We start from the raw sequence: 24,562 nt of genomic DNA, 5'->3' as shown, positions 1-24,562 counted from the left end.
TGACCAACTATTCAGTAGATCCTTTTGTTCCCGGGGAGCCCTATGACCTTCGCCCCTTTCATGTCGCTCAGCTGGACCGACCACCTCACCGGCCGCCGGGGCTTTCTCGTCGTCGACCGGTTGGTGCGCGGCGTCTGCAGCGGCGGCCTGCGGATGCGTCCGGGCTGCACCCTGGACGAGGTCGCCGGGCTCGCGCGCGGCATGACCATGAAGGAGGCGCTGCACTACGCCCCCGAGGGGCGGTACGTCCCGCTCGGCGGCGCCAAGGGCGGCATCGACTGCGACCCCCGGGATCCGGAGGCCTACGGCGTCCTGGTGCGCTACCTGCGCGCGATGCGCCCGTACATCGAGAGCTTCTGGACCACCGGCGAGGACCTCGGCCTCGCCCAGGACCTGGTGGACCGCGCGGCCGCCGAGGCGGGCCTGGTGTCGACGATCCAGGCGGTGTACCCGCTCCTGGACGACGAGGGATCGGCCCGCCGACGCCTCGCGGACGCCTTCGCCGTCGAGGTGGACGGCATCGGCCTCGACGAACTGGTCGGTGGCTGCGGTGTCGCCGAGTCCGTGCTCACCGCCCTGGACCGGGCCGGTACGCCGTACGCCGGGACCCGGGTCGCCGTGCAGGGCCTGGGCACCATGGGCGGCGCCACCGCCCGCTTCCTCGCCCGCGCCGGCCTCACGGTCGTCGCCGTCGCCGACATCAAGGGCACCGTCACCAACCCGGCGGGGCTGGACGTCGAGGCCCTGCTCGCCGCGCGCGACGCGCACGGCACGATCGACCGCGCCGCGCTGCGGCCCACCGACCGCGAGGGTCCTGCCGACGCCTGGCTGGCCACCGAGGCCGAGGTGCTGGTCCCCGCGGCCGTCTCCTACGCGATCGACACCACCAACCACCATCTCGTCACCGCCCGGCTGATCGTCGAGGCGGCCAACATGCCGGTGCTCCCGGAGGCGGAGGAGCGGCTCACCGCCCGCGGCGTCACCGTCCTGCCGGACGTCGTGGTCAACTCCGGTACGAACGCCTGGTGGTGGTGGACCCTGTTCGGTGACATCGGCCCCACCGCCGACGAGGCGTTCACCCACACCCGCCGCTCCATGCGCGCCCTCGTCGACCTGATGCTCACCCGGGCCGCGACCGACGGCACCACGCCCCGCGCCGCCGCGCACGCCATCGCCGCCGACCGCCTCCCGGCGATCACGGACCGCTTCGGCTGGCACCGCTGACGGGCCGGCCCGCCGCCGGGTGGCTCGAAGCCTGCGGCGCCCCGCGGGGGCCTGGGTAGGGTTGCCGGGTGGGCAGGGTGCGGTTGAGCGTGGCCGAGCGGCGGGCGGAGCTGCTCCGGGCCGCCATCGAACAGATCGAGGAGCGGGGCGTCGCGGCGGTACGGATCGCCGACGTGGCCGCCGTCCTCGGTGTGAGCAACGCCTTGGTGCTCTACCACTTCTCCACCAAGGAGAGGCTGGTGGCCGAGGCCTTCCGCCATGCCGCCGAGGACGACCTGGCCCATCTCCGCAAGCTCCTGGGCCGCCGCACCACGGCCCTGCGCCGGCTCCGGGCGGCCGTCCGCTGGTACGCCCCCACCGGCCAGGCCAAGGGCTGGCGCCTCTGGATCGAGGGCTGGGCCGCGTCCCTCCGCGACCCCGCCCTGCGCGAGGTCACCCGTGATCTGGACCGGCAGTGGAAGGCCGCCCTCACCGAGGTCATCGAAGCCGGCGTGGCCGCCGGGGAGTTCCCCTGCCCGGACCCCACGGCGACGGCCCTGCGCCTCACCGCCCTGCTGGACGGCCTGGCGGTACAGCTCACGGCCTACGACGGAGCCGTATCCCGCACCCGCGCCCAGGAGTGGGCCGACCGTGCCCTGGCCCACGAACTGGGCCTGGATCCCGCGTCATGGACGACGGCACCTCGCTGAGAACGGCGAATCCCCGCGCCCCGAAAGGGGCGCGGGGAACTGCGCGAGCAACCACGACATACGGAACGCCGCCGCCGAAGCGGCGTTGCCACGGCGAGGAAGCGCCCTTCCCCGATCTCAGGCCACGGTCGCGATCCGCAGCCTGATGTCGTCCGGCGACAGGTGCCCCTTCGCCGACACATGGTCCCCGGAGGACTCCCCGCGCAGCCGCCGGCCGATCCACGGCACCAGGTACTCCCGCGCCCACTGGATGTTGTCCCGCCGCATCTCCAGCGTCCCGCGCGGCGGCAACGGCGGCCACGGCTGGTCGGGATCGGCCGGGACGTCGACCCCCAGCACCTGCCCGGCCCGCAGCGCGACCCGTGTGTGCCCCTCCGGGGACAGATGCAGCCGGTCCAGGTCCCAGGCACGCCGGTCCTGCACCGTCTTCAGCGACCACAGGTCCAGTACGGGACAGCCGTACCGGTCGGCGATGGCCCGCACATGCAGGTTGTACGTGGCGATCTTGCCCCGCAGGTGCTTCAGCACCGGCACGTCACGGGTGTCGAACCCGGTGGTCACCATGACCGTGCCGACGGCCGAGGTGAGCCGGACCACCGCCCGCTCGAACCGCTCCGCGACCTCGTCGGGATCGGTGCCCGGCCGGATGATGTCGTTGCCGCCCGCGCAGAAGGAGATCAGATCGGGGGCGAGCTCCAGTGCCCTCGGTACCTGGTCCTCCACGATCTGGTCGAGGAGCTTCCCCCGCACGGCCAGGTTGGTGTAATCGAAGTCGCCCTCGGGCAACCGGTCCGCGAGAAGCACCGCGAACCGGTCGGCCCAGCCGACGAACCGCCCATCGGGCCCGGGGTCGCCGACACCCTCGGTGAAGCTGTCCCCCAGCGCCACGTACGACCCGATCATTGCTCTGCTGCCATTCGAATCGTCTGCCACATCGGCACATGATTCACCTTCGCCTGTGACCTACGCGACCGTAATAAGGGCTTGACGGACGGTGAGATAGACCACGTGTCAAGTGTGGGTCAACCCGGAATACACCAGGTCGGGTCAGTGGAGACCCCACACACGGAAGTCCTCGATCCGGAAGTGGCTCCAAGTGGTCCGGAAGGCGAAATGCCCACCCGTGTACGGCTCGGGGTCGCGGTAGTCGAACACGAGCCGCCCGTTGTTCCACCACTGCACCTTCGACCCGTCCGAGACGACGCGCACGCGATGCGGCTCGTTCGCGACGAGCAACGGCTCGGTGTAGTCGTAGACCAGCGGCCGCACCCCCGCCTCCCCCACATAGCGCCGCAACCGCGTCGTCGTGTTGGTGTTGGCCCCGTAGCCCACGTAGTACGTCTTCAGAAGGTCGTACTCGGCGAGCGCGCCCCCGCGCGGGGTGGCGAACAGATCGTCGGGCGAGCGCACGTCGACGGCGTTCCAGAAGTTGTTCAGGTCGGACACCCGGTCGTTGACGCCGCCCGCGGAGACCGGCGTGGCCGTGTACTCGATGACGTACGGTCCTTCCAACCGCCGCCTGAACCAGAGGGTGGCCCCGGCCGGTACGTCGACCTCCAGCACACCGCGCGAGGCCGTGACCGTGCCGCCCCGCTCCAACTCCACGGCCCACTGCCGGAGTCCGCGGCGGAAGCCGTCGGCGGCGATCAGGCGGCCGCGGCGCCGGGAGGTGCGGGCGGACGCGGTCCCCGCCGGGGCGACGGCCGCGAGGGCGGCACCGGCGGCGAGCGCTCCGAAAGCTCTACGGGTGGCCATACGACGCTCCTTCTGTCCTTCTCTCGACGGGTGACGTTCGGGGATGTTCAACGGGACCGGGCCTCGATCTCGGGCCTCGGCACCCGACGGGTCTCGGTGCCGAGGTAGTAGTCCGTGTACGTCGACTGGAGGTAGCCCCGGACGGTCCATCCCAGCCGGTACGCGGGGTTGTGGGCGAGCGTGTAGAGACGGGTTCCGGTCGGCTCGGTGGTGGTGTGGAGGCGGAGGGCGGTGTGGTCGGCGGTCTCGGCGAGGATCTCCTCGCGCCAGTCGCCGAGGATGTCGCCGTAGAAGGGGGTCGCGTTGCGGGCTCCGGAGACGACGCCGGCCGGATCGAAGATCCGCGTACTGGTCTCGGTCGCCGGGTCCCAGTCGGAGACGTGGGTGAAGTCCAGCAGCTCCGAGCCCTTGTCGCCGTCCCACCAGATACGGAAGTTGACGCTGGGCGTGGTCGTGGCGACCTTGCCGTCCCGGACGTTGCGGACTCCGGCGCCGGGCGCCGTGACGTCGGCGGTGGACGTCCAGTACTCGTAGCCGCGATGGCCCGGGTCGATGTCGCCGGTGCTGCCCCGGCCGACGTCGATCTCGGTGTCGTTCTCCCAGTCGGCCGGGTGCTGCCCGGTCACCAGGCGCTCGCCGGTGTCGGCGTCGTAGTAGTACCAGGGGAATTTCGGTACGACGCCGAGCTCCGCCTGCTGGATGGCGAATCCCTCCAGGCCGGGGCGGCCGGGGTCGAGGTCGGCGATGTGGAAGCGGTCACCGTGTCCGGCGCCGTCGACGACGTACCGGAGGGTGCCGTCGCCGTTCACCACGTAGTTGCCGTCGGCGATCTCGTCCTTGCCGTCGCGGTCGACGTCGACGGTGCGGATCTGGTGGAAGCCGGTCGCGCCGCTGTCGGCGGGCACCACGTACTTCCAACGGCGGGTCAGGTCCGTGCCGTCGAAGTCCCAGGTCTGGAAGAGGACGCGGAAGGCGCCGCGCCGGGCGCCGACGCGGGTGACGAGCTTGGTGACGAGGCTCGGGTGGACCCCGTCGAGGTAGGCGATGCCGAAGTGGCCGCCGGACGGGCCGTCGGCGGCGAAGTCGTCGGGCACGGGCTGCCGGTCGCGCTCGGTGCCGGTCGCGCCGTCGACGACGGAGACGAACTGCCGGGCGGGCGAGTCGGCGGTGACCCGCGTGCCGTCCGCGAAGGTCGTGCCGGCGGCCGTGTGCGCCAGCACCTCGGCCCGGCCGTCGCCGTCCAGGTCGAACACGGTCACGTTGTCGTCGTTGCGGTACCCGCCGATCGGCGTGGATCCGCTGATCGCGGCCGGTGCCGGGTCGTTGGCGCCGTTCCCGCCGACCTGGGTGTACGAGCCGGGTCCGAGGTCGACACGCCACAGCCGCTCGCCGGTCAGCGTGTACGCCTCCAGCAGGTCGGGCCGGTCCCTGGTCTGCGAGAGCCGGCTCACCACCAGCTCGTACCGCCCGTCCCCGTCGAGGTCGCCGGGCCAGGCGTGCTGCACGGTGTAGCCCTCCGCCGCGGCGAGCGGGATCTCGGCGTACCCCTGATCGAGCGGCAGCGCCGAACTCGGCTTTCCCTCCCGCCCGTCGACGACGGCCCGCACGCTGTACGCGCCCGTGCCCGGGCTGGTGTCCCGGTAGGTCGTCGAGCGGGTGATCGGCGCCCGGTTCAGCCGCTTGCCGCCCTTGTAGACGTTGAAGCCGATCGCGTCGCCGCGGCGCGCGTACTCCGTGCCGAGCAGCCGCCAGCTGAGGAAGGTCCCGCCGTCGAACGGTACGGCGACCAGGCCCCGGTCCAGGTTCTCCACGACCCGGCGAGGTTTCTCCGCGGCATGGCCGCCGGGGGCGGAGAAGAGACCGGCGAACAGGGCGGCGGCGGTCAGGAAGACGGTTCTCCGACGTCGGGCAGTGCGCACCGACACTCCTTCACAGAGGCAGAAAGCGCTTACGCGGATCACTGTCCCCGCCCCTCGCGGCACTGTCGAGGGTTCGATCGGCCATGCCACACGACCGCAACACGGCGATCATGAAACGCCGAAGACCGGCCCCTGATCACAGGGACCGGCCTTCGGCATGCGGGCGCCGGGTGGAGGTGGCGTCAGCCGCTTGGGGACGGTGACGTCAGACGCCGGTGGAGGTGATGTCAGACGCTCGGGGGCCGGTGTCGTCAGACGCCGACGCCCTTCGAGCGGAGGTAGGCCAGCGGGTCGATGTCCGCGCCGTAGTTGGGGCTGGTGCGGATCTCGAAGTGGAGGTGCGGGCCGGTGACGTTGCCGGTCGCGCCCGAGAGGCCGATCTGCTGGCCGCCGCTCACGGACTGACCCGCGGAGACGGAGATCGAGGACAGGTGGGCGTACTGGGCGTAGTAGCCGTCGGCGAGCTTGATGACGACCTGGTTGCCGTACGCGCCGCCCCAGCCGGCGGAGACGACGGTGCCCGCGCCCACGGCCTTGAGGCTGGTCCCGGTCGGGGCCACGAAGTCGACGCCCGTGTGGTAGCCGCTGGACCACATGCTGCCGGCGGTCTTGTACGCGGTACCGACGGTCCCGCTCAGGATCGGCCTGCTGAAGCCCGAGGCGTTGGACGACGAGGACTGGCCGCTCGCCGTCGAGGTCGACGCCTTGGTGTCCTTCGACTCCTGCTTCGCGGGAGCGGAGGGCTTCGACGTCTGGGACGACGCGGGCGACTCGGCGGGCTTCGAGGACTGCGACAGCTGCGGCTTGGACGAGGAGCGCGACGTCTCGCTCGACGCGGCCCGCTCACCGATCGACAGCTTCAGCCCCGGGTGGATGAGCGAGGGGTCGGAGCCGATCGCCTCCCGGTTGTCCGAGTACAGCTTCTTCCAGCCGCCCTCGACGTCCTGCTCGTCCGCGATCTTCGCGAGGTAGTCGCCGACCTTCACCGAGTAGGTCTTGGCCGCCGCCTTCTTGGTGGCGGTCTTCTCCGCCTGCGCGGCCTTCTCGGCCTGCTCGATCCGTGCGCTCGCCTCGGCCGCGGACTTCTCGGCGGCGATCGTGGTCGGCTTCTCGGAGACACCGGAGACGGTGGCGCTCGGGGTCGCGGCGTGGGCGCCGGCGGCTCCGATCAGCGGCAGCGCGAGCGCCGCGCCACCGGTGCCGGCGGCGGCGATCGAGCGGGTGAAGCGCTGGGACTTCGGACGGCGGTGCTTACCCTTCGCGGGCATGACGAATTCCTCTCCGGCGCCTGCGAGGTGAGCTGTCGGGTGCGGACTGGAGATGTCCGGCCGTGCTTGCGCACGGCTTTACCCCTAGCCGTTCCGGAGACCGGAACAGGCGGTGATTCCTGTGGGTCCCCCGCTCCTGCCGTGGATCGGGTCGGTACGCGGCTCCGGTCGGCGGCAGGATTGGGCGTCCGTCCGGATTGACGCCGAACGTAAGCGACTTGTGCCCACAGGGACAACCTTTGGGACTTCCTGTGCGTCTTCCGCACTGATCCTTACATCAATTCACCATCACGCTCCGTAATAGACCGGTCTAGGGTGCATTCCAACCTCCCTGGAAATCTGCGCGAATTACGTGGACATGACGGCAACGGAACGTCACGAATATGACGCTGCTCACGCACCTACGGCCCAGTAGGCTTTATTCCAGGGCTTGTTGGATTTACAGCTACATTTCAGACAGAAGGCTCAAGTCCGACGGAGACGGACAACCGTCGCATCGAAGTCGCCGCGCAGACCGGTCCGCAGTCCGTGATGCACCAGCACGGCACCTCGGTGCGTCTCGCCCGTTTCGCGGCACTCGTACGTCGCCGTCGGGTCCAGCCCGCGCAGTCGCAGCGGGGCGAGCGGCTCGCCGTAGTGCTGGGCCTGGAGCCAGGCGAGGACGACGACCTCGTCACCGTGCACGTACTGCACGGCGCTCAGCCCGCCCGTCGGCGGCCGCAGCCGGTACAGGTCGCCGCGCTGCACGACCGGCCGGATCCCCTTGTACAGCTCCACCCACTCCCGGGCCTCGGCCAGCTCCTCCTCGCTCCACTCGGTGAGGTCGCCGCCCACGCCGAGCACGCCCGCCATGGCGCTGACGAACCGGAACCGCAGCGAGCTGACCCGCCCGTTCAGCTGGTTGTTCGGGCTGTCGGTGACCCACGCGGCCATGGCCCGGGCCGGATGGATCTGACTGAAGCCGTGCTGGATGGCGAGCCGGTCGAGCGGGTCGGTGTTGTCGGAGGTCCACACCTGGTCCGTCCGCGCCATGACCCCGAGGTCGATCCGGCCGCCGCCGCCCGAGCACGACTCGAACGCGACCCCCGGGTGCGCGGCCCGCAGCCGGTCCAGCAGGGCGTAGAAGGCGTGCACGTGCTCGACCCACAGCTTCTGCGGATAGGGCTCACCGGGCCAGCCCGCGTCGGTGAAGCAGCGGTTGAAGTCCCACTTCACATAGTCGATCGGCGCGCTGGACAGGAGCGTGTCGAGCCGTTCCCAGAGGTATTCCTGGACGTCTTCCCGGGCGAGATTGAGGACGAGCTGATTGCGCAGTTCCGTCCGCTTTCGGCCCGGTTGGAACTGCGCCCATTCGGGATGCGCCCGATACAGCTCACTGTCCGGATTGACCATTTCCGGCTCGACCCAGATGCCGAACTGCATCCCGAGGGAGTGCACACGCTCGGCGAGCGGACGCAGCCCCTTCGGGAAGCGGTCGGGATTGGGCGTCCAGTCGCCGAGGCCGGCCCGGTCGCTGGTGCGCGCCCCGAACCAGCCGTCGTCCACCACGAACAGCTCGACCCCGATGGCGGCCGCCCGGCGCGCCAGGGCCTCCTGCTGTTCCTCGGAGATGTCGAACTCGGTGGCCTCCCAGGAGTTGAAGAGGACCGGCCGGTCCTGGTCCGCGTCCGGGATGACGTACGTCCGCTGGTAGGCGTGCCAGGCGCGGCTCGCCCCGCCGAAGCCGCCGTCGCTCCACAGGCCGGCGAAGACGGGTGTGGTGAAGGTCCCGCCCGTCTCCAGCCGCAGCAGTCCGGACTCGTCGTATCCGGCGCCGCCGGTGATCTGCACGCGCGCGTCCGGGAGTTGGGCCACCGCGATCCGCCAGGAACCCGACCAGCCCAGGGCGCAGCCGTAGACCTCGCCGCGCTCCTCTGTGGCGTCGGTGTCGAGGGCGACCCAGGGCAGGTGCTGGTGCCCGGTGTGGCCGCGGCGGCTGCCGATGACCTTCTCGCCGTAGGTGAGGTCGGCGCGCACGAGCCGGGACTCGGCCGCCCATCGCCCGTGCAGCTGGGAGAGGCGCCAGGTCTCCTCCGCGCGCGGCAGCGTCCAGGTCGCCGAGTCGGCCCGCAGCAGCTCCACCGCGGGCCCCTCGTTGGCGAGGGTCACCCAGCGCTCGACCACGTCGTCGCGCATCCGGTAGTGCAGGGTGATCCCGAGTCCGTCGTCGGTGAACCGCAGCCGCAGCTCGTCGCCGTCGGCCTCGTACGCCTGGAAGGTCCACTCGGTGCCGCGCCGCTCGTCCGTGCGCACGGACAGGGCCGGGCGGGTGAAGCGGGGTCCGCCCTCGACGGGGTACTCCTCGTGTCCGTCGACCGGGGCCTCGAACGGCCAGTACGGCAACTGCAGCCGTGCTGCCAGCTCCTCGGCGTCCGCGAGGGCGATCCGGGGACCCCAGTGCAGGTGCAGCAGCTCGTCGTTCTCGGTGAGCCGCAGGGCATAGCTGCTCCTGGTCCCGGTGAGAAGCCAGGTCCGGCCGTCTGCGCCGATTTCCAACATCAAGCCCCCACAGATTCGAACAGGTGCAATCGGGCTTCAACATCATCGCAGGTCGCCGCGGGCGCTCGACGGCGCCTGTGGACAACCGCGCCGCGTCCGCCGAGCGGCCTGTGGACAACCGCTCCGGGCTCCCGTACCCGGCTGTGGACAACTCATTGGCGTACGCACCCATGTCGTATCGTCGAGGGCGCGCCTCGATGTCGAGTGCGTGCCCGTCGGCGCTCGGCGCGGACGGGCGGATGGGAGGGAGCCCCAGTGACGCAGCAGATCCCGTCGACCGAGCCCGAGCTGACCGGGGTGCGCAATTTCCGCGATGTGGGGGGTCTGCCGACCGTGGACGGCCGCCGGGTGCGTCACGGGGTGCTGTTCCGCAGCGGCCACCTGGCGCACGCGACCGACGAGGACGCCGCCTTCCTCTCCTCCCTGGGCCTGCACACGATCTTCGACTTCCGCAACGCGGCCGACCACAAGCTGGAGGGCCCGGACGTCGAGCTGCCCGGTGTCCTCAATGTGAACCTGCCGCTGAGCGACCCGGCGGACGGCGCCGAGTTCTGGAAGCTGGTCCGCGACGGCGACCTGGACCAGCTGCGCGCGCTGCTGGACGACGGCAAGGGGGCCGGCCGGATGATCTCGTCCTACCGCCGGATCATCAAGGACCGCACGGCCGAGCACTCCCGGGTGCTGCACGCCCTGGCCGAGGACAGTGTGCCCGTGCTGATGCACTGCGCGGCGGGCAAGGACCGGGCGGGCCTCTCCGTCGCCATCACCCTGCTCACCGTGGGTGTGGAGCGCGAGGCCATCGTCGCCGACTACCTGGAGTCGAACGCCAAGCACCGCCGCTACAAGGTGCACCGCAGCAGCCGCGCGGCGAACGCCTACTCCCCGGAGGTCATGGAGCTGCTGAGCCCGCTCTTCGACGCCCGCGCCGAGTATCTGCAGGCGGCGTTCGACACCATCGAGGAGACCTGGGGAGATGTGGACACCTACCTGGAGCAGGGTCTGAAGATCACCCCGCAGATCCGGGAGCGCCTGCGCGAGCGCCTGCTGGACTAGGCACGGCGGCCCGCCCGGTGGTCACTGGTTCGCGCCCACCTCGAACAGCAGATAGATGAAGGCCGCGAAGACGTGGCCGACCGCGATGTAGATGATGAGTCGCACCCACAGGGCGCGGGGGAACTTCTCTTCCAGGTCGCTCATGGCGTCTCTCCGGACGTGACGGGCCCGAGGCACAGTGCGGCGGTCGGGCTCTGCAGAAGGGTGTGGACGAACAGGAGGTCGGCGCCGTCGGGGTCGGCGGCGGCGATGCGGTGCGGGGTCAGCGAGTCGAAGTGCGCGCTGTCCCCGGGCGCCAGCAGATGCGCGGCGTCCCCGAGGCGCAGCCGCAGCCGCCCCTTGAGGACGTAGAGCCACTCCTCGCCGGGATGCACCCGCACGATGTCGCCCTGCGAGCCGTGCGGCACATGGACGCGCAGCGCCTGCATCCCGCGCCCGGACGCACCCGCCTGCCAGTACGTCCAGCCTCCGGCCCGGGTGGGCTCCATGTCGGGCGCCCGCAGCACGGCGTCCCGTTCGGCGACGGTCTCGCCCAGCAGTTCGGAGACGGTCGTACCGTAGACGCGGGCCAGCGCGAGCAGCATCGGCAACGAGGGCTGTCGCTGCCCGGTCTCCAGCCGGGAGAGATGGGCGGGCGACAGACCGGCGGCGCGGGCGGCCGCCTCCAGGGTGAGGGCGGCCCGGCGGCGCAGACCCCGCAGCTGCGGGGCGACGGCGGGCAGTTCCGGGTCGACCGGGGGCTCGGGAGGGTGCGTACCCTCGGAGGGGCTCATGCCCTCCATTCAGCCGGAGCTTTGCCTCTGCGGCAAATTTCTTGCCTCAGAGGCAAAGCCGATCGGAAGCGGCAGGTTCAGCCCCCGCCCCGCCTCAGCGGTGGGCGACCGCCTGCTTCACCAGCGTCTTCCCGAAGTCCCACATCAGTCCGCCCCCGCTGTGCGCGTCGTCCATCACCTCGGTGAAGGCGGCGACGAACCGGTCCACCTCGCGTTCCCCGATGATCAGCGGCGGGATCAGCTTGATCACCTCCAGGTGGTCGCCGGAGACCTGGGTGAGGATGCGGTGCCGTCGCAGCAGCGGGACGACGACCATCTGCGCGAAGAGTCCCTTGCGGGCCGCCTGGAGCATGGTCCAGCGGCTGCGCAGCGCCAGCGACCTGGGCCTGCCGAACTCGATGCCGATCATCAGGCCCCGGCCGCGTACGTCGCTCAGCAGCTCGTACCTGTCGATGAGCGCCGTGAGCCGGCTCTTCAGCAGCTCCCCCGTGGCCCGGGCATGGGCCACGATCTGCTCGTTCTCCATGACCGAGAGGACGGCGAGCCCGGCGGCCATGGCTTGGGCGTTGGAGCCGAAGCTCGCCGAGTGGACGAGGACCCGGTCCATCGACGAGTAGACCTTCTTGAAGATCCAGTCCTTGCCGAGGGTCGCGCCGACCGGGACATAGCCGCCGGAGAGCGCCTTGGCCACGCAGACGAGGTCCGGTTCGACGCCGTCCTCGTGCTGGTAGGCGTAGAAGTCCCCGGTGCGGCCGAGCCCGGTCTGCACCTCGTCGACGATCAGCAGCGCCCCGTGCCGGTGCAGCAGCTCCTGGGCGGCGAGCAGATAGCCGGGCGGTGCCTCGTGCACGCCCTTGCCCTGGATGGGTTCGACGACGAGGGCGGCGACGTCCCCCTTCTTCAATTCCCGCGCCAGCGCGTCGAGATCACCGAGCGGTACGGCCGTGTCGGGCAGCAGCGGCGCGAAGCCGTCCCGGAAGCCGTCCTCGCCGTTCACGGAGAGCGAGCCGGTGGTGAGTCCGTGGAAGGCGTGATCGCAGTAGAGGACGCGGGGTCTGCCGGTGGCGTACCGGGCGAACTTCAGCGCGGTCTCGACGGCCTCCGTGCCGCTGTTGCCGAAGAACACCCGGTCCAGGTGCGGGCTGTGGGTGAGCAGCCGCTCGGCGAGCAGGCCGGGCAGCGGCGGGCAGTCGAAGCGGGTCAGGTCGGCGAGCCCCGCGTCGAGCACGTCGTGCAGGGCCTTGCGGACCACGGGGTGGTGGCGGCCGAGCCCCATCACCCCGAACCCGGCGAGCATGTCCAGGTGGTCGGCGCCGTCCGCGTCCCAGAAGTACGCGCCCTCGGCTCGCTCGTAGACCTTGTCGAAGCCGATGGTGCGCAGCATGCGCGGGAGCTGGTGGTTGAGGTACCGGGCGTGGAGTTCGTAGCGCTCGGCGCCGCGCTCGGCGAGGAGTGCGCCGAGGTCGAACTCCTCGGTGCCCGCCGCTGGTTCCAGGGTGGTCATTCCGGTTTCTCCTTGGCGGGCTCGGCCTCCGACAGGTCCCCCCGGGCGAACTCGTCCCGGGCGGCGAGCGACGCGCTGATCCGCCCGGCGATCTCGACCGGCGTCAGCCCTATGTCCGCCAGCACCTCCGCGCGTTTGGCGTGGGCGAGGAACTGCTCCGGGATGCCGAACCGCCGTACGGGGACGTCGACGTCGGCGTCCCCCAGGGCGAGGGCGACGGCCGAACCGACGCCGGCGGCCCGGCTGTTGTCCTCCACGACCGCCACCAATCGGTGTTCGTCGGCGAGCCACGGCAGCGCCGGATCGACCGGCTTGACCCAGCGGGGGTCGACGACGGTGCAGCCGATGCCCCGGGTCCTGAGCAGCTCGGCGGTCCGCAGACACACCGTCGCCATCACGCCGACGGCGACGAGCAGCACCTGCGGTCGGTCGGAGGTCGTGGCCGTCGCGACGGACGGGGAGCGGTACAGCACGTCCATGCCGCCCACCCGCTCCAGTGACGGGATCTCGGGTCCCACCGATTCCTTCGGGAACCGGATCAGGGTGGGGGCGTCGTCCACGGCGACCGCTTCCCGCAGCTGCGCGCGCAGTTGGTCGGCGTCGCGGGGCGCGGCGATCCGCAGCCCCGGCACGACCTGGAGGACGGAGAGGTCCCACATGCCGTTGTGCGAGGCGCCGTCGACGCCCGTCACCCCGGCCCGGTCCAGGACGAAGGTGACGCCGCACCGGTGCAGGGCCACATCCATCAGCAGTTGGTCGAAGGCCCGGTTGAGGAAGGTCGCGTAGACCGCCACGACCGGATGCAGCCCGCCCGTCGCCAGTCCCGCCGCCGAGACCGCCGCGTGCTGCTCGGCGATGCCGACGTCCCACACCCGGTCGGGGAACTTCTCCGCGAACCTGCCGAGCCCGACCGGGTGCAGCATGGCCGCCGTGATCGCGACGACGTCCTCGCGCTCGTCCCCGATCCGCACGATCTCGTCGCCGAAGACCGACGTCCAGGACGGTCCGCCGGCGGGGGTGAGCGGCTCGCAGGTCAGCGGGTCCATCACGCCGACGGTGTGGAAGTGGTCCTCCTCGTTCGCGAGGGCGGGCTCGTAGCCGCGGCCCTTCTGGGTCAGGCAGTGCACCAGGACGGGGCCGTGGAAGCGCTTGGCGCGGCGCAGCGCCGACTCGACCGCCTTAATGTCGTGCCCGTCGATCGGTCCGACGTACTTCAGGCCCAGGTCCTCGAACATGCCCTGCGGCGCGAAGGCGTCCTTGAAGCCCTTCTTCGCCCCGTGCAGGGCCTCGTAGACCTCCTTGCCGACGACCGGGGTGCGCAGCAGCACGTCCTTGCCCCAGGCGAGGAACTGCTCGTAGCCGTCGGTGGTCCGCAGGGTCGCGAGGTGGTTGGCGAGGCCGCCGATGGTCGGTGAGTAGGAACGTTCGTTGTCGTTGACGACGATGATCAGCGGCCGGTCCTTGGCGGCGGCGATGTTGTTGAGCGCCTCCCAGGCCATGCCGCCGGTGAGCGCGCCGTCGCCGATGACCGCGACCACATGCCCCTGTTCCCCCCGCACCTCGCGGGCCTTGGCGAGGCCGTCCGCCCAGCCGAGGGCGGTGGAGGCGTGGCTGTTCTCGACGATGTCGTGGTCGGACTCCTCGCGCGAGGGATAGCCGGACAGGCCGCCCTTGCCGCGCAGTTTCGAGAAGTCCTGACGACCCGTCAGCAGCTTGTGCACATAGCTCTGGTGACCGGTGTCCCAGACGATGCGGTCCACGGGTGAGTCGAAGACCCGGTGGAGCGCGACGGACAGTTCCACCACCCCCAGGTTGGGCCCCAGGTGACCACCGGTCCTGGCGACCGCGTGCACCAGGAACTCCCGGATCTCTGCCGCCAGTTCACCGAGTTCCGCCTCGGTCAGCGCCTTCAGGTCGCGCGGTTGCCGGATGTTCTCCAGAATCGTCACGTCGGGCCCCCTCTCGATCCGTGCTCTTCAGCCCGTGTCGTCAACTCACGGTGACCGCCGGTTCGCCCGACGCGACGCCGTCCTTCTCCATCTGCTCGGCGATCTTCATCGCCTCGTCGATGAGGGTCTCCACGATCTTCGACTCGGGCACGGTCCTGATGACCTCGCCCTTCACGAAGATCTGCCCCTTCCCGTTGCCGGAGGCGACCCCCAGGTCCGCCTCCCGCGCCTCCCCGGGTCCGTTGACGACGCAGCCCATGACCGCGACCCGCAACGGGACCTCCATGCCTTCCAGCCCGGCGGACACCTCGTCCGCCAGCCGGTACACATCGACCTGCGCCCGTCCGCACGACGGGCACGAGACGATCTCCAGCCGCCGCTGCCGCAGGTTCAGCGACTCGAGGATCTGGATGCCGACCTTGATCTCCTCGACCGGCGGGGCGCTCAGCGAGACCCGGATCGTGTCGCCGATCCCCTCGCTGAGCAGCGCCCCGAAGGCGACGGCGGACTTGATCGTGCCCTGGAACGCCGGGCCGGCCTCGGTGACGCCCAGGTGCAGCGGGTAGTCGCACTGGGCGGCGAGCTGGCGGTACGCCTCGATCATCACGACGGGGTCGTTGTGCTTGACCGAGATCTTGATGTCCCGGAAGTCGTGCTCCTCGAACAGCGACGCCTCCCACAGCGCGGACTCCACCAGCGCCTCGGGCGTCGCCTTCCCGTACTTCTCCAGCAGCCGCCGGTCGAGCGAGCCGGCGTTGACCCCGATCCGGATGGGGGTGTCGTGGTCCTTCGCCGCCCGCGCGATCTCCTTGACCTTGTCGTCGAACTGCTTGATGTTGCCGGGGTTCACCCGTACCGCCGCGCAGCCGGCCTCGATCGCCGCGAAGACGTACTTGGGCTGGAAGTGGATGTCCGCGATCACGGGGATCTGCGACTTGCGGGCGATCGTGGCGAGGGCGTCCGCGTCGTCCTGCGTGGGACAGGCGACCCGGACGATCTGGCAGCCTGACGCGGTGAGTTCGGCGATCTGCTGCAGGGTGGCGCCGACGTCCGACGTACGGGTCGTCGTCATCGACTGCACCGACACCGGGGCCCCGCCCCCGACGGCCACCGGGCCGACCTGGATCCGCCGCGAGGTGCGGCGTTCCGCGATCGGTCGGGCGGGCAGCTCGGGGACGCCCAGCGACACGGCGGTCATCACATCACCCCTGGTTCGCGTGGTTCGAGGAGACGGTCTCGCGCAGGGCGCGCAGCGACTCCTTCAGCGACCCCATGGTGGCGAGGACGGCGGTCGGCTCGTACCCGCAGTGCGCCATGCAGTTGGCACAGCGCGGGTCCTTGCCCCGGCCGTACGCGTCCCAGTCGGTGTCCTCGATCAGCTCCCGGTAGGTCGTGACGTACCCGTCGCTCATCAGGTAGCACGGCCGCTGCCAGCCGAAGAGCGAGTAGTTGGGGATCGCCCAGGCCGTGCACGGGAAGTCGACCCTGCCCTCGAGGAAGTCGAGGAACAGGGGCGAGTGGTTGAGCCGCCAGCGCCGCCGGTTGCCGCCGGCGAAGGCCTTCTTGAACAGTTCGCGGGTCTGCTCGACGCCGAGGAAGTGCTCCTGGTCGGGCGCCTTCTCATAGGCGTAGGCGGGCGAGATCATCATCTCGTCGACCTTCAGGTCGTCGTTGAGGAAGTTCAGCACCTCGATGACGGTCTGCGGGGTGTCGGTGTTGAAGAAGGTCGAGTTGGTGGTCACCCGGAAGCCGCGTCGCTTGGCCTCCTTGATGGCCGCCACGGCCTCGTCGAACACCCCCTCCTTCGCCACCGACTCGTCGTGCCGCTCCCGCAGCCCGTCGATGTGCACCGCGAAGGCGAAGTACGGCGAGGGCTTGAACTTGTCCATCTTCTTGCGCATCAGCAGGGCGTTGGTGCACAGGAAGACGTACTTCCTCTTCGCCACCAACTGCCGCACGATCTCGTCGATCTGCGGGTGCATCAGGGGCTCGCCGCCGGCGATGGACACCATCGGCGCTCCGGACTCCAGGACGGCGCCCACGGCCTGCGCCACCGGCATGCGCTGCTTCAGCACGCCCGCCGGATGTTGGATCTTGCCGCAGCCCTCACACTTCAGATTGCAGGCGTAGAGCGGTTCCAGCTCGACGATCAGTGGGAACTTGTCGCGCTTGCGGAGCTTCTGTTCGGCGAGATACGTCGCCACCTTGATGGACTGGCGGAGCGGCATGGCCATCTGGCTCACCTCCGGGGGAGCAGCAGGGAACGGTGCCATTCGTAGTAAGCGGGAAGGACGGCACGAAGGACGCGGAAGGCTGATATTCCACCGCGTACCGTGCCGATCCGGACCAGTTCATGTTCTGGAGCGTCCACGACCACCCGGACGGCCGCAACGGGGCGTGCGCCCGCCCTCACGGCGTGGTGGAGCGTGACCGCGGACTCCATGTCGACCGCGATCGCGCCGGTCGCGAACAGGTCCGACCGCTCCTGACCACGGACGACGTGGTCGGATCCGGTGAGCGGCCCGGTGTGGATCGTGCGCCCGGGCACGGCCCTCGCCAGCTCCTTGACCAGCAGTTCGGTGCCCACGCAGGGCGTGACGGCGCCGTCGGGGCCCCGGGTCTCCTCGGCGACGACCATGTCGCCGGGGTGCGTGCCCGGGGCGAGTCCGGCGCAGAACCCGGTGGCCAGGACCGCCGCGTCGCGCAGCTCCGGGCCCGCGAGCAGCCGGGCGACGGACCGCTCGGCGGCCCTCGGACCCATGCCGGTGCGTACGACGGTGACCGGGCCCCCGGCGCCGCCCCGGTCGCCGCTGCGCAGGGCGAGCTGCTCGATGCCGAGCGCGCAGGCGATCAGCAGCGGGGCCGGGGCGGCGGGCGTGTTCATCAGCGCCCCTGGGGTTTCAGGACGGCCGGTTCACCGTGGACGTACCGGCCGAGCGCGGTGAGCGGGAAGACCTGCCGGTAGAGGTGGTAGTTGATGGAGAAGTCCCAGGGGAACCCGGTGCCGGTGAAGTACGGCTCGTCCCAGGAGCCGTCCTCCCGCTGGGTCCGGGCCAGCCACTCGACACCGCGTTCGGTGGACTTGGCGTCCCGCTCCCCCGCCGCCAGCAGCGCGAGCAGCGCCCACGCGGTCTGGGAGGCGGTGGAGGCGCCCTTGCCGCCCCACTCGGCGGGGTCGGGGTAGGAACGCAGGTCCTCTCCCCAGCCGCCGTCGTCGTTCTGCACGGTCTCCAGCCAGGCCACGGCCCGGCGGATCGCGGGGTGCGCGGCGGGCAGCCCGGCCGTCACCAGCGCGGGGACCACCGACCCCGTGCCGTACACGTAGTTGACGCCCCAGCGCCCGAACCACGCGCCGCTGGGCTCCTGTTCGGCGAGCAGCCACTCGATGGCGCGCCGGGTGCGCGGGTCGTGGGACAGGCCCTCGACCGCGAGCATCTCCACCACGTGCGCGGTGACATCGGCGGACGGCGGGTCGATGACCTCGCCGAAGTCGCAGAACGGCAGCCGGTTGGGGAAGGGGCTCGTGTTGTCGACGTCGAAGGCGCCCCACGCGCCGTTCCTCGACTGCATGCCGAGGGTCCAGCGCACCCCTCGCCGAACGGCCTTCTCCACGCGCTCCGGGTCGTGGTGAGCCACCCGGCGCAGCGCGAGGACGACCTCGGCGGTGTCGTCGATGTCGGGATAGTTGTCGTTGTGGAACTCGAACGCCCAGCCACCGGGAGGGAGTTGGGGCCGCTTCACCGCCCAGTCGCCGGGGCGGACGATCTCCTCGCCGAGCATCCAGTCGGCGGCCTTGACGAGTTGGGGGTGGTCGGCGGGCAGACCCGCGTCGGCGAGCGCGATGGTGGCGAGGCAGGTGTCCCACACCGGCGACTGGCAGGCCTCGATCATCCGGGCCCCGTCCTCGCGCCACACGGCGAACCGGTCGAGCGACGCAAGCCCGGCCCGCATGACGGGGTGCTGGAGGTCGTAGCCGAGCAGCCGCAGCGCGATCAGCGAGTACACGGCCGGCGGCTGGATGCCGCCCCAGCAGCCGTCGTTCTCCTGCCGCTCGATGATCCAGCGGGCGGCGCTGTTCATCGCGGCCTTGCGCAGCCGCTTCAGCGCGACCTTGTGGTAGCCGTGCAGGACCTTGTCGAGCCGCTGGAAGGCGCCCTCCCAACTGCCGAGCGGATCCAGGGGTCTGGGCGGGTTCGGCCGGCCCGGGTCGGTGTGCAGCTCGTCCAGCGGGAACGGCGCGGGCCGCACCGGACGCATCGCCGAGACCACCGTCAGGGGCACGATCGTCTGCCGGGCCCAGCATCCGAAGTCGTAGATGTTGAGCGGCATCCACTTCGGGAACCAGACGATCTCCGGCGGCATCTCCGGCAGGTCGTCCCACTTCCACCAGCCGAACAGCGCCAGCCAGATGCGGGTGAAGACCCGGGCGGCGGCGATCCCGCCCCGCTCCCGGATCCACGCGGACGCCCGCGCCATGTGCGGGGCGCCGGGGTCGTCCCCGGCCAGTCGCAGCGCGACGTACGCCTCGACGGTGGCGGACAGGTCGGGCGGGCCGCCGTAGAACGTGGCCCAGGTGCCGTCCGGGCGCTGCTCGCCCCTGATGAACAGGGCGGCGGCCCGGGTGGTCCTCTCGTCGCGGATGCCGAGGAACTGACGGAGCAGCAGGTCCTCGGCGTCCATGGTGACGTTGGTCTCCAGGTCGCCCTTCCACCAGCCCTGGTCGTCCTGCCGGGAGAGGAGGAAGTCGGTGGAACGCCGTACGGCGTGCGCGGCGGCGTCCTGGACCCCGGCCGCCTGCGGGGTGTCGTGGTCGGTGTCGCTGGCCGAGGGGGCGCGGGGCGGCAGGGCCCCGGTGCTTCCGTCGGTCGTCGCTGTCATGGCTTCCCCTTCGTGCAGTGGACGGATCTCTCTGCGGTGGGTCAGCCGTCGGCCGGTGCGTCTCCGGTGACGGGCACCGGCCGGCGACTACGCGAGGGCTATTCGACCGATGACGGTCGGCTCCTGGGGGATGGTGCTCATCTCTTCCGTACGACGACGAAGTCCGCGAGCGCCGCGAACTCCTCCCGGACCCGCTCGGGCATCCGGATCGAGTCCAGTGCCTCGATGGCGATCGCGTGCTGGCGGCGGGCCTCCTCGACGGCCCACTCACGGCCGCCCGCCTCCTCGATGAGGGCGGCGCGCGCGGCGAACTCCTCCTCGGAGAAGTTCTCGAAGTCGCTGGCCTTGGCGTCGGCGGCGAGGAGTTCGCCCAGTTGTTCGGAGGCCGGGCCGCCGGCCGCGAGCGCGGCCACGACCGGCAGGGACTTCTTGCGCTGGCGCAGGTCGCTCCAGGTCTGCTTGCCGGTGGAGACCGGGTCGCCCCAGATGCCCAGCAGGTCGTCCACGGCCTGGAAGGCGAGGCCGAGGTGGTAGCCGTACCTCTCCAGCGTGTCGGCGGTGCGGTCGTCGGCGCCGCCGAGGACCGCGCCGATGGAGCAGGCGCAGGCGAGCAGGGCGCCGGTCTTGTTGCCCTCCATCTCCAGGCACTCCTCGACGGTGACCCGCTCGCGGTGCTCGTAGGAGATGTCCTGGGCCTGTCCGTCGATGAGGGCACGGGTCGCCGTGGTGACGCGGCGGGTGGCGCGGGCCGCCTCGGCGGTGCCGAGTTCGAGGAGGATCTCGTTGGCGAGGACCATCAGGGCGTCGCCGACGAGGATGGCCTGGGCGGGGCCGTGCACCTTCCACACGGTGTCGCGGTGGCGGCGCTGTTCGTCGCCGTCCATCAGGTCGTCGTGCAGCAGCGAGAAGTTGTGCACCAGCTCCACGGCGACCGCGCCGGGGATACCGACCTCGGGCGCGGCGCCGGTGACCTCGGCGGACATGACGGCGAGCGCGGGGCGTACGGCCTTGCCGCCGTCGCCGTCCGCCGGGTTGCCGTGAGCGTCGATCCAGCCGAAGTGGTAGGCGGCGACGGTGTCCATGGGGGGCGCCAGCCGGTCGACGGCCGCCCGCAGCACGGGGGTGGCCAGGGTCCGCCCGCGCTCCAGGAGCGCGGTCACGTCCACCGCGGTCCTCGCGGCGGCCGTCACGGCCGGGGGCACAGTGGGCACAGTCTCTCCAGATGTCGATGTGTTCGTGGTACCGAGAGTGCGGGATCCGGTCAGGTGCGCTTCGAGCGTCACGCCGCCTCCTCAAAGCGGAAGAGGTGTTCGCGGGGGCGGCCCAGCGCGGCGAGGGCGGCGTCCGCCGCGCCGATGCCGCTGCGGACCGCACTCTCCATGGTCGCGGGCCACCCGGTGGCGGTCCACGCTCCGGCCAGGTACAGGCCGGGTGCCTTGGTGCGGGCGCCGGGCCTGAGCCGTCCGACGCCGGGGGTGGGAGCGAACGTCGCGGTGCGCTCCCGGGTCACGAAGAAGTCCTTCACCTCGGCGCCGCGCGCGCCGGGCAACAGCCGTTCCAGCTCGGGCAGATACCGCTCGCGCAGGACGTTGACCGGTGCGTCGATCTCGCTCCGCGCGGCCGACTGCGACAGCGCCAGGTACTGGCCGTCGCGCAGGCCCGAGGCCTCGGTCCGGTCGAAGACCCACTGCACGGGCGTGCCGAGCGCCGCGAAGAAGGGCTTGCCGAGCACCTTCCGGTCGTACACCACGTGGACGTTGAGGATCGGCGCGGTGCCGATCTCCAGCAGCCGTCCGGGCTCGTCGAGGGCTTGCTCGGGCAGCAGGTCGTGCGTCTCGCGCTGGGGCACGGCGAGCACGACCGCGTCCACGTCGAGGGTCTCGCCGGGCACCTCGACCCGCCAACCGCCGTTCTCCGTACGGGAGACGGAGGTGGCGCGGGCGCGGAGCACGGTACGGACGCCCGCCGAGTCGAGCGCCTTGCGGGCCTGCCGGTCGTGCAGTTCACCGAGCGGGACCCGGGCCCAGCCGATGTCGGCGGCGCCCGGCTCGGACAGCAGTCCCGTCTTGAACACCATCGCGGCGAGCGCGAGGGACGCGTCGCCGGCGACCGCGTTGAGGGTGGCGACCCCCACGAGGTCCCACAGCGCCTCGACGGCCCGCGCCGACTGCCCGTGCGCGGCCAGCCAGCCGCCGAAGTCCCGTTCGTCCAGCGCGGGATCGTCGAGGTCGAGCGCCTTGAGTGCCAGCGCGGCCCGCCCCACCTTCGCGCGCTCGGCGAGCGAGAGATGGGTGTACGTGGCGAGGCTGCGTCCCAGGTGCAGCGGTACGGGCAGCGCGTCGCGCCGCAGTCTGCCGAGCCGCCTGCCCGGCCGCCCGTCGGCGTCGAGGACCGGCACGTCGAGACGGTCCTGCAGGGGCGCGAGCGCGGTCGCGTCGACCCGGTCGAGGAACCAGCGGTAGGCGGTGCAGCACCGCAGGTAAACATGCTGTCCGTTGTCGACGGTCAGGTCGCCGCGCTGGAAGGAGAAGGCGAGACCGCCGAGGCGGGGCCGCCCCTCCAGGAGGGTGACCTGTACGCCCGCGTCGGCGAGCGAGAGCGCGGCGGTGATGCCCGCGAGCCCTCCGCCGACCACCACGGCCGTGCTCCGGGGCCGGCCCTCGCGGTCCGCGTCCCGGGGTTCCTCGGACTGTGCGCCGTCGGTCATCGTGCACCCTCCCCTGCCGGTCCGCCGGGGTGCCGGAGCGGTGCGCGGCGGGCCGTCGCATCCTGGGACGCGCTGTCGGTGCGGAGGGTTGCGTACCACTTTTCGCCGATGGGTTCGCCTTGGGCCGTATTGTCCCTCACACGCGCCTCCTGACGGTACGGCGTGACACATGGCGGGCGTCCAGACCGGAGAGGCCGCGCACGGCGACGTAGGCCTTCTCCCTGCCGGGCAGTGAGACGCGCCCGCGCAGCACGGCCTCCGGCTCGCGCTCGATGCGGTCGAGCAACCGGCGGTAGATGCCTGCCATGGCGGCGACACAGGCGCCGCTGCGGCGGTCGAGCATCGGCAGCAGCCGGTACCCCTCGGCGAACAGGGCGCGGGCCCGGCGCACCTCGAAGTGCACCAGACCCGCGAAGTCGGAGTCGGCGGGTGGCAGCGGCCCGGCGAACCCCGCCGAGCAGCCGAACTTGGCGAGGTCGTCGGACGGCAGATAGGTGCGCCCGCCCTCCGCGTCCTCGCGAACGTCCCTGAGGATGTTGGTGAGTTGGAGCGCGAGTCCGAGGGTGTCGGCGTACTCGGGCGCGCGTTCCGCACCGCGCGCCCCGGGTTCCGTGCCGAAGACACCGAGCGAGAGCCGCCCGATGGCTCCGGCGACACAGCGGCAGTAGACCTTCAGGTCGTCCCAGGTCTCATAGTGCTCGCCTTGTACGTCCATGAGGACGCCGTCGATGAGTTCGTCGAGGGCGTCGAGCGGGATCGGGAAGGCGGCCGCCGCGTGGGCGAGGGCGACGGCGACGGGGTCGGTGTCGTCCTCGTCGACCGAGCCGTCCCTGACGCGGGTCAGCAGTGCTCTGGTCTCCTCCAGGCGGGCCGCCTTGACCTCGATCGCGAGGGCGCCGTCACCGATGTCGTCGACCCGTCGGGAGAGCGCGTACAGCGCGGACATCGCGCGGCGCTTGGGCGTCGGCAGCAGCCTGATGCCGTAGGCGAAGTTGCGGGCCTGCTGTCCGGTGACGGCCTCGCAGTAGCTGTAGGCGGCGAGTACCGGCGCGGACACGTGTGGTTCCGACTCCACGGTCCGGATCACCCCTCTCCTCGCAGGGTCGCGCCCACCTCGCGCAGCAGCCGGAGCTTGCCGGGCTTGGGCGGGCCGGGAAGTACGTCGAACTCGGCGGCGGCGATCGCGTGGACGGCCGCCCTTCCGCCCGCCACGAACCCGGCGAGGAGCAGCCTCAGCCTGCCGTGGACGCTGCCCACGAGGGGGGCGCCCTCGTCGAGGAGGGCTCCGGCGCGTTCCGCCTCGTACGCGATCAGCGCGCGCACCGACGCGCCCGCGGTGGGCGCGGCGAGGTCCGTCTCCTGGACGTGGAAGCGCTTCAGGTCCGCGGCGGGCAGATAGACCCGGTCGCGGCGCAGGTCCTCGGCGACGTCCTGGAGGTGTTCGACGATCTGCAGCGCGGTGCAGATCGCGTCCGAGTGCCGGACCCGCTCGGGGGTGGTCGCTCCGGTGACGGCGAGGACCAGCCGGCCGACGGGGTTGGCGGACAGCGCGCAGTAGGCGAGCAGGTCGTCGTAGGTCTCGTACCGCTTGACCAGCTGGTCCTGGCGGTTGGCGGCGATCAGCGCGAGGAACGGCTCGGGGGCGAGGGAGCGGCGGCGGACGGTGTGCCGCAGCCTGCGCAGCAGGGGGTGGTTCGGGGTGCCGTCGAAGACCTTGCCGAGGTCGGCCTCGAAGGCGTCCAGGAGGAGCAGCCGGTCGTCGGCGTCCTGCGGGGCGAGGCCCAGGAGGCGGGCGTCGGCGCCGCCGGGGGCGAGGTCGCCGTCGCCGATGTCGTCGACGAGGCGGGCGAAGCCGTAGACGGCCATGAGGTCGTCGCGCCAGGCCCTGGGCAGGAAGAACGGGGCGACGGGAAAGTTCTCGGCCCCGGCCTTGTCGAGGGTGTCGCGCTCCGGGTCCGCGGTGCGCGCCGTCCCGGTTTCGGTCACCGCTCGTCACCCGGCGCGGGAACGGCAGAAGCGTGGTTGCGCTGGGGAGTCTCCGTAGCCATGGCCGTCACATCTCCCGTTCTACACTGCCGACCCAATACCCACTATTTCGGACACGCCGCCCGGTGGGCGGCGTCTGCGGCTGATGCCGGGTGTCGCGCATTATGGACCTACTTGCCGCGATTCGGCACCGGTACAGCTTACGTTCTACAACGCACCATGCTCCGTGGGGGTGTCCTGCACATCACAAGAACGCACCGATTGCCCCCAAGATTCCTATGGGCGGCCGGAGTTGACGCTTCCTTGCCGAAGTTGGCGT

The 24,562-nt window shown here is 71.3% G+C and carries 21 protein-coding genes and 1 riboswitch; of the genes, 3 read left to right on the top strand and 18 right to left on the bottom strand.

The annotated features are described in order from the left end of the window. Window positions 1-42: 42 nt before the first annotated feature. Together L3078_RS39105 and L3078_RS39100 are read left to right on the top strand one after the other, a co-directional pair. Complete coding sequence (locus L3078_RS39105) at window positions 43-1,224, top strand: Glu/Leu/Phe/Val dehydrogenase dimerization domain-containing protein (RefSeq protein WP_239758941.1); 1,182 nt, start codon at window positions 43-45, stop codon at window positions 1,222-1,224. A 68-nt stretch (window positions 1,225-1,292) separates the two neighbouring features. Then, complete coding sequence (locus tag L3078_RS39100; RefSeq protein WP_239758940.1) at window positions 1,293-1,913, top strand: TetR/AcrR family transcriptional regulator; 621 nt, start codon at window positions 1,293-1,295, stop codon at window positions 1,911-1,913. 117 nt (window positions 1,914-2,030) lie between these two features. Here the strand turns inward: L3078_RS39100 and L3078_RS39095 are convergent, their stop codons facing one another. From L3078_RS39095 to L3078_RS39075, 5 genes are all read right to left on the bottom strand, one after another. Next, window positions 2,031-2,816, bottom strand: coding sequence for an SGNH/GDSL hydrolase family protein (locus L3078_RS39095; RefSeq protein WP_239760657.1), 786 nt, complete (start codon window positions 2,814-2,816; stop codon window positions 2,031-2,033). A 144-nt stretch (window positions 2,817-2,960) separates the two neighbouring features. After that, on the bottom strand, window positions 2,961-3,668 hold the full coding sequence (locus tag L3078_RS39090) for a DUF6250 domain-containing protein (protein ID WP_239758938.1): 708 nt from the start codon (window positions 3,666-3,668) through the stop codon (window positions 2,961-2,963). A gap of 47 nt (window positions 3,669-3,715) precedes the next feature. Then, entirely contained in the window at window positions 3,716-5,587 is a 1,872-nt protein-coding gene (locus tag L3078_RS39085) for a rhamnogalacturonan lyase family protein (protein WP_239758936.1), read from the bottom strand. Window positions 5,588-5,838: 251 nt separating this feature from the next. Then, complete coding sequence (locus L3078_RS39080) at window positions 5,839-6,855, bottom strand: M23 family metallopeptidase (protein WP_239758935.1); 1,017 nt, start codon at window positions 6,853-6,855, stop codon at window positions 5,839-5,841. Between the two features lie 4 nt (window positions 6,856-6,859). Further along, window positions 6,860-7,018: riboswitch (cyclic di-AMP (ydaO/yuaA leader) on the bottom strand. A 302-nt stretch (window positions 7,019-7,320) separates the two neighbouring features. After that, window positions 7,321-9,393 (bottom strand): alpha-galactosidase, encoded by a 2,073-nt coding sequence (locus tag L3078_RS39075; RefSeq protein WP_239758933.1) that lies wholly within the window; start codon window positions 9,391-9,393, stop codon window positions 7,321-7,323. 255 nt (window positions 9,394-9,648) lie between these two features. Here L3078_RS39075 and L3078_RS39070 point away from each other — a divergent pair, with 255 nt between their 5' ends. After that, on the top strand, window positions 9,649-10,446 hold the full coding sequence (locus tag L3078_RS39070; protein ID WP_239758931.1) for a tyrosine-protein phosphatase: 798 nt from the start codon (window positions 9,649-9,651) through the stop codon (window positions 10,444-10,446). A gap of 21 nt (window positions 10,447-10,467) precedes the next feature. Here the strand turns inward: L3078_RS39070 and L3078_RS39065 are convergent, their stop codons facing one another. The 13 genes from L3078_RS39065 to hpnC all read right to left on the bottom strand — a co-directional run bounded on the left by L3078_RS39065 (window position 10,468) and on the right by hpnC (window position 24,243). After that, window positions 10,468-10,590 carry a DUF6126 family protein gene (locus tag L3078_RS39065; protein WP_184902031.1) on the bottom strand — a complete coding sequence of 41 codons (123 nt, stop codon included), beginning with the start codon at window positions 10,588-10,590 and terminating at the stop codon, window positions 10,468-10,470. Then, window positions 10,587-11,219, bottom strand: coding sequence for a helix-turn-helix domain-containing protein (locus L3078_RS39060; RefSeq protein ID WP_239758929.1), 633 nt, complete (start codon window positions 11,217-11,219; stop codon window positions 10,587-10,589). The genes L3078_RS39065 and L3078_RS39060 overlap by 4 nt, the downstream gene beginning before the upstream one ends. A gap of 94 nt (window positions 11,220-11,313) precedes the next feature. Beyond that, window positions 11,314-12,723: an aspartate aminotransferase family protein gene (locus tag L3078_RS39055; protein WP_239758927.1), complete on the bottom strand. Its 1,410-nt coding sequence runs from the start codon at window positions 12,721-12,723 to the stop codon at window positions 11,314-11,316. Beyond that, window positions 12,720-14,672: a 1-deoxy-D-xylulose-5-phosphate synthase gene (gene dxs / locus L3078_RS39050; protein ID WP_239758925.1), complete on the bottom strand. Its 1,953-nt coding sequence runs from the start codon at window positions 14,670-14,672 to the stop codon at window positions 12,720-12,722. Before dxs ends, L3078_RS39055 begins: the two co-directional genes overlap by 4 nt. Before the next feature lie 40 nt (window positions 14,673-14,712). Next, window positions 14,713-15,870: a flavodoxin-dependent (E)-4-hydroxy-3-methylbut-2-enyl-diphosphate synthase gene (ispG, locus tag L3078_RS39045; protein ID WP_239758923.1), complete on the bottom strand. Its 1,158-nt coding sequence runs from the start codon at window positions 15,868-15,870 to the stop codon at window positions 14,713-14,715. Between the two features lie 4 nt (window positions 15,871-15,874). Further along, complete coding sequence (hpnH, locus tag L3078_RS39040) at window positions 15,875-16,906, bottom strand: adenosyl-hopene transferase HpnH (RefSeq protein ID WP_239758921.1); 1,032 nt, start codon at window positions 16,904-16,906, stop codon at window positions 15,875-15,877. Between the two features lie 5 nt (window positions 16,907-16,911). Beyond that, entirely contained in the window at window positions 16,912-17,556 is a 645-nt protein-coding gene (locus tag L3078_RS39035; RefSeq protein WP_239758920.1) for a phosphorylase family protein, read from the bottom strand. Continuing rightward, on the bottom strand, window positions 17,556-19,550 hold the full coding sequence (shc, locus tag L3078_RS39030) for a squalene--hopene cyclase (protein ID WP_239758918.1): 1,995 nt from the start codon (window positions 19,548-19,550) through the stop codon (window positions 17,556-17,558). The genes L3078_RS39035 and shc overlap by 1 nt, the downstream gene beginning before the upstream one ends. Window positions 19,551-19,687: 137 nt before the next feature. Continuing rightward, window positions 19,688-20,740, bottom strand: coding sequence for a polyprenyl synthetase family protein (locus tag L3078_RS39025; protein ID WP_239760656.1), 1,053 nt, complete (start codon window positions 20,738-20,740; stop codon window positions 19,688-19,690). An 89-nt stretch (window positions 20,741-20,829) separates the two neighbouring features. Beyond that, on the bottom strand, window positions 20,830-22,257 hold the full coding sequence (gene hpnE / locus L3078_RS39020; protein ID WP_239758916.1) for a hydroxysqualene dehydroxylase HpnE: 1,428 nt from the start codon (window positions 22,255-22,257) through the stop codon (window positions 20,830-20,832). Beyond that, window positions 22,254-22,397, bottom strand: a complete 144-nt coding sequence (locus L3078_RS45020; RefSeq protein WP_391805295.1) for a DUF6380 family protein — start codon at window positions 22,395-22,397, stop codon at window positions 22,254-22,256. The genes hpnE and L3078_RS45020 overlap by 4 nt, the downstream gene beginning before the upstream one ends. Continuing rightward, a complete protein-coding gene (hpnD, locus tag L3078_RS39015; protein WP_239758914.1) occupies window positions 22,394-23,344 on the bottom strand; it encodes a presqualene diphosphate synthase HpnD in 951 nt (316 codons plus the stop codon). The genes L3078_RS45020 and hpnD overlap by 4 nt, the downstream gene beginning before the upstream one ends. Beyond that, window positions 23,341-24,243, bottom strand: coding sequence for a squalene synthase HpnC (hpnC, locus tag L3078_RS39010; protein WP_239758913.1), 903 nt, complete (start codon window positions 24,241-24,243; stop codon window positions 23,341-23,343). Before hpnC ends, hpnD begins: the two co-directional genes overlap by 4 nt. Window positions 24,244-24,562 lie beyond the last annotated feature (319 nt).

The sequence above is a fragment of the Streptomyces deccanensis genome (assembly GCF_022385335.1).
Classification (GTDB): domain Bacteria; phylum Actinomycetota; class Actinomycetes; order Streptomycetales; family Streptomycetaceae; genus Streptomyces; species Streptomyces deccanensis.
The sequence above is the reverse complement of the archived record's forward strand: the minus strand, read 5'-3'. Positions and strand labels throughout refer to the sequence as shown.

Excerpts from the sequence above, each read along its gene's own strand:
- L3078_RS39095 (WP_239760657.1), bottom strand. The coding sequence starts at position 2,816 with ATGATCGGGTCGTACGTGGCGCTGGGGGACAGCTTCACCGAGGGTGTC.
- shc (WP_239758918.1), bottom strand. The coding sequence starts at position 19,550 with ATGACAGCGACGACCGACGGAAGCACCGGGGCCCTGCCGCCCCGCGCC.
- hpnH (WP_239758921.1), bottom strand. The coding sequence starts at position 16,906 with ATGGCCATGCCGCTCCGCCAGTCCATCAAGGTGGCGACGTATCTCGCC.
- ispG (WP_239758923.1), bottom strand. The coding sequence starts at position 15,870 with ATGACCGCCGTGTCGCTGGGCGTCCCCGAGCTGCCCGCCCGACCGATC.
- L3078_RS39080 (WP_239758935.1), bottom strand. The coding sequence starts at position 6,855 with ATGCCCGCGAAGGGTAAGCACCGCCGTCCGAAGTCCCAGCGCTTCACC.
- L3078_RS39060 (WP_239758929.1), bottom strand. The coding sequence starts at position 11,219 with ATGAGCCCCTCCGAGGGTACGCACCCTCCCGAGCCCCCGGTCGACCCG.
- L3078_RS39035 (WP_239758920.1), bottom strand. The coding sequence starts at position 17,556 with ATGAACACGCCCGCCGCCCCGGCCCCGCTGCTGATCGCCTGCGCGCTC.
- hpnE (WP_239758916.1), bottom strand. The coding sequence starts at position 22,257 with ATGACCGACGGCGCACAGTCCGAGGAACCCCGGGACGCGGACCGCGAG.
- L3078_RS39065 (WP_184902031.1), bottom strand. The coding sequence starts at position 10,590 with ATGAGCGACCTGGAAGAGAAGTTCCCCCGCGCCCTGTGGGTGCGACTC.
- L3078_RS39090 (WP_239758938.1), bottom strand. The coding sequence starts at position 3,668 with ATGGCCACCCGTAGAGCTTTCGGAGCGCTCGCCGCCGGTGCCGCCCTC.
- L3078_RS39075 (WP_239758933.1), bottom strand. The coding sequence starts at position 9,393 with ATGTTGGAAATCGGCGCAGACGGCCGGACCTGGCTTCTCACCGGGACC.
- L3078_RS39105 (WP_239758941.1), top strand. The coding sequence starts at position 43 with ATGACCTTCGCCCCTTTCATGTCGCTCAGCTGGACCGACCACCTCACC.
- L3078_RS39055 (WP_239758927.1), bottom strand. The coding sequence starts at position 12,723 with ATGACCACCCTGGAACCAGCGGCGGGCACCGAGGAGTTCGACCTCGGC.